A 10575-nucleotide genomic window follows, 5' to 3' on the forward strand; every position below is an offset into this window, starting at 1 on the left:
CTGCCTCAGGCCGACTGGAGGGGTTGCGTCCGCTGCGCGACTGCTTGGTCGACGAGCTTCGCGATCTCGGCGACGCTGTCATAGGCGGCGTAGGCGCTGCGCAGCCACCCGGCCTTGGTGCGGAATCCCGGGTCGTGCAGCACCTTCCGCACAGCGCGGCGCACCTGGGTCGGAGTCGGTGTGCCGGTGCGCAGATCGATTCCCACGCCGAAATGCCGGACCCGCGCGGCCACCTCGGGCTTGTCCTCGGTATGCCCGGCGACCACCACCGGCACCCCGTCGGACAGCGCGCGCTGGACGGCGCCGTAACCACCGTTGGTGACCATCACGTCGACCATCGGCAGCAGCACGTCGTGTGGCACGTACTTGGCGACAAAGGTGTTGGCGGGTAGAGGAATTCGAATCTGAGAGATCGGACGTCCCCCGGTGGTGGCTACGACCGTGACGTCTTCGTCCGCCAGTGCCTCGATGGTCGGTTCGATCAGCCGGGTGAGGTCGGCGTTGTCGATGGTGCCCTGTGTGACGTGCACGACGGGCCTGCCGGCGTTGAGCTCACCCCACCACGGCGGGGCGACGAAGTCGCTGCCGGGCAGCGGACTGACCGGGCCGACGAATCGGACATGGGAGGGCAGATCGCTGCGACGGTACTCGAACTCGGGGACCGTCGGGACGATCACCCGGTCCGCGAGGACCGCGGAGTCCAGGATGAACACCGGTAGCTCCGGCAGGCCCATCGCTTCGAGCATCCGCTCCGCCGCGCGCTGGCCCGGGCGCAGCAACACCGACTGGGTGGCACGTGCCAGCACGCGATTGCGGAACCTGCCGATCATCCCGGGCATCGGTGCGATCCCCGGCCCGGCCGGGGCGGTGTCCCGGCTGGTGAGGAACAGCGGTGTGGTGGAGTAGGACAGGATCGGCGGACGTTTGGCGGGGTCGCCGAGTAACAGCGGCAGGGTACCGAGAAAGAGCGCGTCGGCGATGACGGCGTCGAAGCGGTCGGTCACCAGCAGTTCCTGTAGCGCGCTGAACTGGTGCGGTAGCGGGCGTACGAAGATGCTCTCGATGTCGAAGTTGATCCGTGCCAGGCCTGCTGTCGCGGCCCGGCCCGGCAGGTCGGCGTCGAGCGTGGAGTCGTCGTAGTCGGCGGCGTGGGGCAGCGGTCGGGGCTCGGCGCCGACCGCTCTGATCTTGTCGGCGTGGCGGGCGCTGGTGAGGACGGTGACGCGGTCGCCGCGGGCGACGAGCCCGCGGGCGACGTTCAGCAGCGGCGAGAGGTGTCCGACGGGTGGGCATGTCGCGATGAGGATCTCCGGCATGGCGTCGATGCTCGCCGGTGACGCGGTCCCGGTGCTTGGAGGTTGTGTGGAGAAATGGTGGAGATAGTCCGCTCAGTTCTTCACACGGTCCGGGCGGGTGTAGACGTTCATCGAGTCACCCCGCAGGAATGCCACCAGTGTGAGCCCCGATTGACTGGCCAGGTCGACGGCCAGTGACGACGGAGCCGACACCGCGGCGAGCACCGGGATCCCGGCCATCACGGCTTTCTGGGTCAGCTCGAACGACGCCCGCCCACTGACCAGCAGCACGGTGTCACCGAGCGGGATGCGCCGGTTCTCCAGCGCCCACCCGACCACCTTGTCGACGGCGTTGTGCCTGCCGATGTCCTCACGGACCACCAGCTCGGTGCCGTCGGTGCCGAAAAGCGCTGCGCCGTGCAGCCCCCCGGTGGCGGCGAAAACCTTCTGCGCATCGCGCAGCTTGTCGGGCAGGGCGGACAGCGTCTCGGCGGTGACGGTCGCCGGGTCATCCCCGGGGGCGTGCTTGCTGATCAACCGCACCGCGTCCAGCGAGGCCTTGCCGCAGACTCCGCAGGAGGATGTCGTGTAGAAGTTCCGGGTGGGGTCCACATCTGGCGTCGGAACCCCGTGTGCCAGGGTGACGTCGAGGACGTTGTAGGTGTTGGCCGCTTGTTCTTCCGGCGGGCTGGAGCGTAGCGACTCGGGGACGGGAACTGGAGCGCCCCGGCAGTAGCGCACCGAGACGATGTCCTCGCGGCTGCTGATGATGCCCTCGGTGAGCAGGAACCCCTGCGCCAGTTCGACATCGGAGCCCGGTGTGCGCATCGTGACGGTGATCGGCGCGCCGTTGACGCGGATCTCCAACGGCTCCTCGACCACCAGCGTGTCGGGTCGTGCGACGGCGTCCCCTGTCGTCACGTGGTGTACCCGGCGGCGCGCCGTGACCCGCCCCATGTCAGCTGCGCTCCAACCTGATCACGACCGCCTTGGACACCGGGGTGTTGGATTTCGCGGCGGTGTGGTCCAGCGGGACAAGCGGATTCGTTTCCGGATAGTAGGCGGCGGCGTTGCCCTCCGGGGTCGGGTAGGCGACGACGCGGAAGTCCTTCGCGCACCTTTCCTGCAACCGGCCGTCGGTGTCGGTGAACTCGGAGATCAGGTCCACCCGATCACCGTCGGACAGGCCGAACCTCGTCAGGTCGGCGGGGTTGACGAACACCACCCGGCGCCCGCCCTTGACGCCGCGGTAGCGGTCATCGAGACCGTAGATGGTGGTGTTGTACTGGTCGTGGCTGCGCAGGGTCTGCAGCACCAGCCTGCCCTCGGGCACCGGGACCCATTCGAGCGGGTACGCCGCGAAGTTGGCCTTACCTGTCGTGGTGTGGAATTCGCGCGAATCGCGCGGCGGGTGCGGCAGCTGGAACCCGTCGGGGGCGCGCACCTTGCGGTTGTAGTCCTCGCAACCGGGGACGACCGCCGCGATCGCGTCCCGGATGGTGTCGTAGTCGGCGTTGAACGTCTCCCAGGGCACCGGGTGGTCGGGGCCTAACACTGTGCGAGCCAGCTGGCAGACGATCGCGACCTCGCTGCGCACCTGATCGCCGGGCGGGTGCAGGCTTCCGCGGGACAGGTGCACCATCGACATCGAATCCTCCACCGAGACCAGCTGTTTTCCGGTCGCCTGGATGTCGCGGTCGCTGCGGCCCAACGAGGGCAGGATGAGGGCGGTGCGTCCGTGCACGAGGTGGCTGCGGTTGAGTTTCGTCGACACCTGCACCGTCAGCGAACAGTTGCGCAGCGCGGACTCGGTGACCGCGGTGTCCGGCGTGGCGGAGACGAAGTTGCCGCCCATGGCCATGAAGACCGTGGCCTTCCCGTCGCGCATCGCCCGGATCGCGTCGACGGTGTCGTAGCCGTGGTCGCGCGGTGAGGCGATGCCGAACCGGGCGTCAAGGGCGGCCAGGAACCGCTCTGGCATCTTCTCCCAGATCCCCATGGTGCGGTCACCCTGCACGTTGGAGTGGCCACGGACGGGACACAGGCCCGCGCCGGGCTTGCCGATCATGCCGCGCATCAGCAGCACATTCGAGATCTCGCTGATCGAGGGCACCGCGTGCTTGTGCTGGGTCAGGCCCATCGCCCAGCACACGACGATGCGCTGCGACGTCGCCATCATCGCCGCGACGCGGTCGAGCTGCGCCCGGTCGATGCCGGCGGCTTCCAGTACGGTATCGAGATCGACAGCGCGGGTTCGGGTTTCGTACTCGGCGAAGCCGGCTGTGTGGCCGTCGACGAAGTCGCGGTCGACGATCTGGACGCCCGGACCGGCCTTGTCCTGGGCCTCCAGTAGCAGCCGGCCCAGACCGGCGAACAACGCCATGTCGCCGCCGAGGCGGATCTGAACGAACTCGTCGGCGATGGGCACGCCGTCGCCGAGCACGCCGTGCACCTTCTGCGGGTCCTTGAACCGGATGAGGCCGGCCTCGGGCAACGGGTTGACCGCAATGATCTTGGCGCCGTTGGCTTTTGCCTTCTCCAGAACCGACAGCATCCGCGGGTGGTTGGTGCCGGGGTTCTGCCCGGCGATCAGGATCAGGTCCGCCCGGACGAGATCGTCGACGGTGACCGATCCCTTGCCGATCCCGATCGCGTCGATGAGCGCGGTTCCCGAGGACTCGTGGCACATGTTCGAACAGTCCGGCAGGTTGTTGGTGCCGAAGCTGCGCACCAACAGTTGGTAGAGGAACGCGGCCTCGTTGCTGGTGCGGCCCGACGTGTAGAAGACGGCCTGGTCTGGGTCGTCGAGCGCGTTGAGTTCGTCGGCGATCAGCCGGTACGCCTCGTCCCACCCGATCGGCCGGTAGCGGTCGTCGCCCGGCCGAAGCACCACCGGATGGGTCAGCCGGCCCTGCTGGGACAGCCAGTACTCGGGTTTGGCATCCAACTCGGCGACGGTGTGGCGGGCGAAGAACTCCGGGGTGACTACCCGCTTGGTGGCTTCCTCGGCGACCGCCTTGGCGCCGTTCTCGCAGAACTCGGCGAATTTGCGGCCGCCGGGTTCCTCGGGCCACGCGCAGCCAGGGCAATCGAAGCCGTGGCGCTGGTTGAGCCTGACCAGTGCGGCCACCGTGCGGACCGGGCCCATCTGTTGCAGCGCGCGCCGCATGCTGACCATCACGGCCTTCACACCGGCGGCCTCGGCCTTGGCGCCACTGACCTCGACGTCCAGCTCGCTGTAGTCGGCGTCGACGTCCTTCGAGGGGGCCATGGTTCCAATTTAGCCCGCGAAAACGCCGACCCCGGCCGGATGACGCGAGCCCCCGTTTGGTATTTCACATGCAGTGATAGACGCTGTCTATCGGTTCCGGGACCGGGAAGGGGAGCGATGTGCTGTTGCAGCACCTGGACTATCTCCTGGCGCTCGCCGCGGAGCGCCACTTCGGACGGGCGGCCGCGCGCTGTCATGTGAGTCAACCGACGCTGTCGGTGGCGATCCGCCGACTGGAGCGTGACCTGGGCATCGTCATCGTGCAGCGCGGGCATCGCTTCGAGGGCTTCACCGAAGAGGGCCGCCGCGTGGTGACCTGGGCTCAGCGGATCATCGCCGAACGCGACGAGATGCTCGCCGACCTCGAGCGGATGCGCGGACGGTTGACCGTCACGGCCCGGGTCGGTGCGATTCCGACCGCGGTGCCCGCCAGTCCGTTCATCACCGCGGAGTTTCTGCACCGGAACCCGGCGGCCTCGGTGCGCATCGAGGCGCTGTCGTCACGCGAGATCGCCAGGCGGTTGGCCGATTTCGAGATCGATGCCGGGTTGACGTATCTCGATGACGAAGCGCCCCCGGGCACGCGATCGGTCGAGCTGTACCGGGAGCAGTACGTCCTGGTGGCCCCCGAGGATCACCGGCTGATGGAGCACCCCGAGGTGACCTGGACGGACGCCGCAACGATGGAGCTGTGCGTACTGACCACCACGATGCGCAACCGGCGCATCCTCGATGCCAACATGGCCGCCGAGGGCGTCAGCTACCGTCCCGCAGTGGAAGCCGACTCGGTCGATGCTCTCTACGCCCACCTGACGCACTCGCGCCGGGCGACGATCGCCTCCACGGCTTGGCTGCCGCAGCTGGGTGTGCCGCAGGGTTTCGCCGCGCGGCCGATGGTCCAGCACGGTCCTCGTCCGGCGATCGGGTTGGTCGTACTGGACCGCGCGCCGACGTCGATCGTGGCGGCCGCGCTCGTCGCGGTGGCCGCCGACATCGACCTGGGAAGCCGGATCGGCAACATGTGGAGTGAGATGACCGCTGTAACACGCGGACCGAGGCTTTGACGCTCACGTAACAAGTTCGGCATCGACCGTTCCTAGGGTGGGTCGGTCAACCGTCCGAGAAAGCAGCTGCGGACGACGCACCGATGAGGAAGTCCATTGAGCGGTAATGCAGTCCGTCTGCAGGCGATCAACAACGTTGAGGCCTATGTTCCCCCGGCGATCAGCTTCGACCCGACCGAGGCGCCCGGCCAGATCTTCGGCTCCAACGTGTTCACCAAGGCCGAGATGCAGCTACGGCTGCCCAAGTCGGTGTACAAGTCCGTCGTCGCGACGATCGAGAAGGGCGCCAAGCTCGACCCGGCGATCGCCGACGCCGTCGCCTCGGCGATGAAGGACTGGGCGCTGTCGAAGGGGGCCACCCACTACGCCCACGTCTTCTATCCCATGACCGGCCTGACCGCCGAGAAGCACGACAGCTTCCTCGAACCCATCTCCGACGGCGAGACCCTCGCCGAGTTCGCGGGCAAGACGCTGATCCAGGGTGAGCCGGACGCGTCGAGCTTCCCGTCCGGGGGCCTGCGGAGCACGTTCGAGGCGCGCGGCTACACGGGCTGGGACGTCACCAGCCCCGCCTACATTCTGGAGAACCCGAACGGCAACACGCTGTGCATCCCGACGGTGTTCGTGTCGATGACCGGCGAGGCACTCGACTACAAGACCCCGCTGCTGCGCAGCCAGCAGGCGATGGGCGTCCACGCCGAGCGGATCCTGGCGCTGTTCGGCCACGACAACCTGCAGAAGGTGGTGTCGTTCTGCGGCCCCGAGCAGGAGTACTTCCTCGTCGACCGGCACTTCTTCCTGGCCCGGCCCGACCTGGTGAACTCCGGCCGGACGTTGTTCGGCGCCAAACCGCCCAAGGGTCAGGAGTTCGACGACCACTACTTCGGCGCCGTCCCCGAGCGGGTGCTCGGCTTCATGATGGACACCGAGCGGGAACTGTTCAAGCTCGGGATCCCGGCCAAGACCCGCCACAACGAGGTCGCCCCGGCGCAGTTCGAGGTGGCGCCGATGTTCGAGCGCGCCAACATCGCCTCCGACCACCAGCAGCTGCTGATGACGGTGTTCAAGACGGTCGCCAAGAAGCACGGCATGGAATGCCTGTTCCACGAGAAGCCGTTCGCCGGTGTCAACGGGTCGGGCAAGCACGTCAACTTCTCGGTCGGCAACGCCGACCTGGGGTCACTGCTGGTGCCCGGCGACACCCCGCACGAGAACGCGCAATTCCTGGTGTTCTGCGCCGCGATCATCCGTGCGGTGCACAAATTCGGCGGGTTGCTCAGGGTCTCCGTGGCCTCGGCGACCAATGATCACCGCCTCGGCGCCAACGAGGCGCCCCCGGCGATCATCTCGATCTTCCTCGGCGAGCAGCTGGCCGACGTGTTCGATCAGATCGCCAAGGGCGCGGCGACGTCGTCGAAGGGCAAGGGCGTCATGCACATCGGCGTCGACACGCTGCCCACGCTGCCGACCGATCCGGGTGACCGCAACCGCACCAGCCCGTTCGCGTTCACCGGCAACCGGTTCGAGTTCCGCGCCCCCGGCTCCGGTCAGACCGTCGCCGTGCCGATGATCATCCTCAACACGATCATGGCGGATTCGTTCGACTACATGGCGACCGCGCTGGAGAAGGCCGTTGCCGGCGGGGTGGATTTCGACAGCGCCGTGCAGACGCTGCTCACCGAGATCATCACCGAGCACGGCGCGGTCGTGTTCAACGGGGACGGTTACTCGGAGAACTGGCAGATCGAAGCGGCCGAGCGCGGTTTGCCGAATCTCAAGACCACGCTCGACGCGATTCCCGAGCTGATCAAGCCCGCCGCCGTCGAGGTGTTCGAGCGCTACGGCGTGTTCAGCGAGCGTGAGCTGCACAGTCGGTACGAGGTGCGTCTGGAGCAGTACGCGCTGACGATCGCGGTCGAGGCGAAGCTCGCGCTGGAGCTCGGAACGACGGTGATCCTGCCCGCGGCGATCCGCTACCAGACCGAGCTGGCGCAGAACGTCGCCACGCTCAAGGCGGCCGGCATGGATGCCGATACCACGCTGCTGCAGGCGGTTTCGGCGCCCATCGCCGAGCTGACCACCGCTCTGGGAGCGCTCAAGGCCGCATTGTCGGGGCACGCCGGCGAGGCCGCGCTCGACGAGGCCACGCACGCCCAGCAGGCGCTGCTACCGGCGATGGAGGCAGTCCGTACTGCCGCCGACACGCTGGAAACCGTTGTCGCCGACGATCTCTGGCCACTGCCGACCTACCAGGAGATGCTCTACATCCTCTGAGGCCGCCTTGTCCGAATCCGGCGGCCCCGGGCATCCGGGGCCGCCGGAGGGTAGGGCGGGCAGGGCGACGTCGCGGCGCGGTGTTCGGCCGCGTAACGTCGCCGCCATGCGCACTGTCGAGGTCTTCGCCGACGTCTTGTGTCCGTTCACCCACGCCGGGCTGCGCACGCTGGTCGACCGGCGCGACCGTCACGGCCTCACCGAACCGCACCTGCGGATCCGGGCCTGGCCGCTCGAGCTGATCAACGGCAAGCCGCTCGACCCGCACCACGTCGAAGCGGAGATCTCCGCGCTGCGCGCGTCGGTACGGCCCGACCTGTTCGCCGGGTTCTCTGTCGACGCCTTCCCGACCACCTCGATGGCGGCGTTCGCGGTGACGGCCGCGGCAGACCGCACCGGCGATTCCGTGCTGATCGAGCAGGTCGGCCTGGCGTTGCGCAACGCCGTCTTCGAGGAGGGGCTCGACATCGGTCGACCCGAGGTCGTCGAGGAGATCGCCGGCCGCTTCGGCCTGCAACCGCTCGACGCCGAGGCCACGTCCACCGCGGTCCGCGCCGACTGGGACGAGGGCCGCACCCGCGGGGTGGTCGGCTCGCCGCACTTCTTCACCGAAGACGGCGGAAGCTGGTTCTGCCCCAGCCTGGCCATCAGCCGCGACGACGTCGGCAACTTCGTCATCGCCTGGAAAGGGGACACGGAGGCATTCGTCGACCACGTCTTCGGCTGAGCCGACCGTGATCCTTCTCGATCAGACGACGGTGCCGGCCGAGCCGTCGTCGCGGATCACGGGTCGTCCTGCCTCCCGCCATGCCTTCATGCCGCCGACGAGGTTGTAGACGGTGACCCCGGCGGCCGCAAGTTTCTTTGCCGCTGAACTTGATCTGTTGCCCGACCGGCACACCGCGACAACTGGCGAGGTGGTGTCGAAGCTGCGCGGGTCGAGGTCACCCAGTCGCACGTGAACTGCGCCGGGAGCATGTCCGGCTGACCACTCGTTGTCCTCGCGGACGTCGAGCAGGATGGCGCCGGCGCCGTCGACAAGCCCCGTCGCCCCGGTCGGATCGACTTCAAGTACGTCCATTTGTCGGGCCTTTCCTTTCATGCGGATTGCAGACTCAATGTCGGCTTCGGACATCTGCGTGGTGCAGCGATGGGAATTGCGTTGTTCGTCAAGTCATTTCACTTCGATTCTGTGTCGGTGACCGCTGTGGCCGCTTGACCCGGCGCCTGCGGAGACCAACCTTGGTCGGGGTCCCACGGTTGGACGTGGAGGAGCACGTCGACGGCCTGACGGTCGCCCTGTGGCCTGAGCAGATGCGCCATTTCGACGACGCGCAGCCCCTGGCTTGCCCGCGCGAGATCGGCCAGGCCGGGCAGGATCGCGGGGTCTGCCGGTCCTCCGACGCCGTAGACGAAGTTCTCCAGGGCGTGGCCGAGGTAGAGCAGATGCCCGCCGGGGCGCAGCCAGGTCGCCGCGGTGGCGATGACCGCGACCAGTTCGTCGATCGGTAGATGCAGGAAGCTGATGACCACCAGGTCCGCACGCTTCTCGGGTTGCCAGTTTCTGACGTCGCCGACGGTGTACGAGATGTTCTCGCTGTCATCCACGCCTTTCGCCACTTCGATGGCCACCGGCGAGAAGTCGACCGCCTCGACGTCCCAACCGGACTCGGCCAGGTACCGCGCGTTGCGGCCATCGCCGCAGGCGAGATCGATGGCACGCCCAGGCCGCAGCGCTGCGTAGCGTGCCATCAGTGCGCATGGCGGCGTTGAGCCCCAAGGGTGTTCGACGCTGGCGTAGCGCTCATCCCACACAGACGAATCCATCGCTGCGGCCTTTCATCGAGGGTCGAGTTCCCGCGTTCGGCGGGGTTACGACAGTGAGAGGAAGAGCTTTTCCAGCTCGGCCTCGGTCATCGGTGGATGGTCTCCGCGTGCGGTGGTGCCGGTGGCGCATTCCCGCAATCCGGTCGCGACGATCTTGAAGCCGGCCTTGTCGAGCGCCTTCGATACCGCCGCCAACTGTGTGACGACGTCTTTGCAGTCGCGGCCTTGTTCGATCATGGTGATCACCCCGGCCAATTGGCCCTGGGCGCGCCGCAACCGATTGAGAACCGCACTGGCGGGATCCTTTTCTCCGGTCATTGCCGGGTCCTCCTTTCCTGTGTCCCCAATGGTCATGTGGTGTGTTTCGCGAGCCGGGTCATGCGGCTGCTTTGGGTGTGGTGAGTCGTGTGGTGAGTCGGCTCAGTGGGCAGTGGGCGTAGCGCTGGCAGGCGAATGTTGTGGCTGCGGCGAGGGTGGTGAGTGCGGCGGCGGTGATGCCGACGGCGGGGTGGATTTCTTGGGCGAGGATGACTGAGGACATGACCAGGACGAACCAGCCGAAGGTTTTGCGTAGTGAGTCGGGGTTGATCATGGCGGTGAGTCGGGCGCCGATGAGGGCGCCGATGACGGCGGCGGCGGTGACGGCCAGGGCGAGGGTCCAGTTGATGTGGACGCTGGACAGGTAGCCGGCCAGGCCGGCGAAGGATTTCATGGCGATGACGATCAGTGAGGTGCCCACGGCGATGGGCATGGGGAGTCCGCCGAGCAGGGCGAGGGCGGGGACGACGAGGAAGCCGCCGCCGGCGCCGACGAGGCCGGTGACCAGGCCGACGATGAGTCCTTC

10 protein-coding genes are annotated in these 10575 nt (G+C 67.6%); 3 read left to right on the forward strand and 7 right to left on the reverse strand.

Going from position 1 to position 10575, the window contains the following annotated elements; genetic code table 11:
* Positions 1-5: 5 nt before the first annotated feature.
* The 3 genes from BN976_RS15745 to BN976_RS15755 form a co-directional block, all read right to left on the reverse strand.
* Positions 6-1316 (reverse strand): glycosyltransferase, encoded by a 1311-nt coding sequence (locus tag BN976_RS15745; protein WP_036371845.1) that lies wholly within the window; start codon positions 1314-1316, stop codon positions 6-8.
* Positions 1317-1388: 72 nt separating this feature from the next.
* The gene (fdhD, locus tag BN976_RS15750) at positions 1389-2252 is read right to left on the reverse strand and encodes a formate dehydrogenase accessory sulfurtransferase FdhD (protein WP_011781189.1); all 864 of its coding nucleotides are present in this window, start codon (positions 2250-2252) and stop codon (positions 1389-1391) included.
* A 1-nt stretch (position 2253) separates the two neighbouring features.
* A complete protein-coding gene (locus BN976_RS15755; RefSeq protein WP_036371846.1) occupies positions 2254-4566 on the reverse strand; it encodes an FdhF/YdeP family oxidoreductase in 2313 nt (770 codons plus the stop codon).
* 119 nt (positions 4567-4685) lie between these two features.
* Here BN976_RS15755 and BN976_RS15760 point away from each other — a divergent pair, with 119 nt between their 5' ends.
* The 3 genes from BN976_RS15760 to BN976_RS15770 all read left to right on the forward strand — a co-directional run bounded on the left by BN976_RS15760 (position 4686) and on the right by BN976_RS15770 (position 8631).
* Positions 4686-5630: a LysR family transcriptional regulator gene (locus BN976_RS15760; protein WP_199558956.1), complete on the forward strand. Its 945-nt coding sequence runs from the start codon at positions 4686-4688 to the stop codon at positions 5628-5630.
* 96 nt (positions 5631-5726) lie between these two features.
* Complete coding sequence (locus BN976_RS15765) at positions 5727-7904, forward strand: glutamine synthetase III family protein (RefSeq protein ID WP_036371851.1); 2178 nt, start codon at positions 5727-5729, stop codon at positions 7902-7904.
* Positions 7905-8010: 106 nt separating this feature from the next.
* The gene (locus BN976_RS15770) at positions 8011-8631 is read left to right on the forward strand and encodes a DsbA family oxidoreductase (RefSeq protein ID WP_011781185.1); all 621 of its coding nucleotides are present in this window, start codon (positions 8011-8013) and stop codon (positions 8629-8631) included.
* Between the two features lie 21 nt (positions 8632-8652).
* Here BN976_RS15770 and BN976_RS15775 read toward each other — a convergent pair whose 3' ends face one another.
* The 4 genes from BN976_RS15775 to BN976_RS15790 form a co-directional block, all read right to left on the reverse strand.
* Positions 8653-8985 carry a rhodanese-like domain-containing protein gene (locus BN976_RS15775; protein ID WP_036371853.1) on the reverse strand — a complete coding sequence of 111 codons (333 nt, stop codon included), beginning with the start codon at positions 8983-8985 and terminating at the stop codon, positions 8653-8655.
* A gap of 98 nt (positions 8986-9083) precedes the next feature.
* Positions 9084-9656, reverse strand: coding sequence for a class I SAM-dependent methyltransferase (locus BN976_RS15780; protein WP_322787921.1), 573 nt, complete (start codon positions 9654-9656; stop codon positions 9084-9086).
* Positions 9657-9776: 120 nt separating this feature from the next.
* Entirely contained in the window at positions 9777-10049 is a 273-nt protein-coding gene (locus BN976_RS15785; RefSeq protein ID WP_011781182.1) for a metal-sensitive transcriptional regulator, read from the reverse strand.
* A 58-nt stretch (positions 10050-10107) separates the two neighbouring features.
* On the reverse strand, positions 10108-10575 hold a 468-nt coding region (locus BN976_RS15790), incomplete at its 5' end, for a sulfite exporter TauE/SafE family protein (protein ID WP_036372302.1).

The organism is Mycolicibacterium austroafricanum (assembly GCF_000612725.1).
In the GTDB taxonomy this organism is placed as follows: Bacteria; Actinomycetota; Actinomycetes; order Mycobacteriales; family Mycobacteriaceae; genus Mycobacterium; species Mycobacterium austroafricanum.

What these genes read in the sequence shown, in the direction of transcription:
- BN976_RS15770 (WP_011781185.1), top strand. Translation starts at nt 8,011, where the DNA reads ATGCGCACTGTCGAGGTCTTCGCCGACGTCTTGTGTCCGTTCACCCAC.
- BN976_RS15785 (WP_011781182.1), bottom strand. Translation starts at nt 10,049, where the DNA reads ATGACCGGAGAAAAGGATCCCGCCAGTGCGGTTCTCAATCGGTTGCGG.
- BN976_RS15755 (WP_036371846.1), bottom strand. Translation starts at nt 4,566, where the DNA reads ATGGCCCCCTCGAAGGACGTCGACGCCGACTACAGCGAGCTGGACGTC.
- BN976_RS15745 (WP_036371845.1), bottom strand. Translation starts at nt 1,316, where the DNA reads ATGCCGGAGATCCTCATCGCGACATGCCCACCCGTCGGACACCTCTCG.
- BN976_RS15780 (WP_322787921.1), bottom strand. Translation starts at nt 9,656, where the DNA reads ATGGCACGCTACGCAGCGCTGCGGCCTGGGCGTGCCATCGATCTCGCC.
- fdhD (WP_011781189.1), bottom strand. Translation starts at nt 2,252, where the DNA reads ATGGGGCGGGTCACGGCGCGCCGCCGGGTACACCACGTGACGACAGGG.
- BN976_RS15775 (WP_036371853.1), bottom strand. Translation starts at nt 8,985, where the DNA reads ATGGACGTACTTGAAGTCGATCCGACCGGGGCGACGGGGCTTGTCGAC.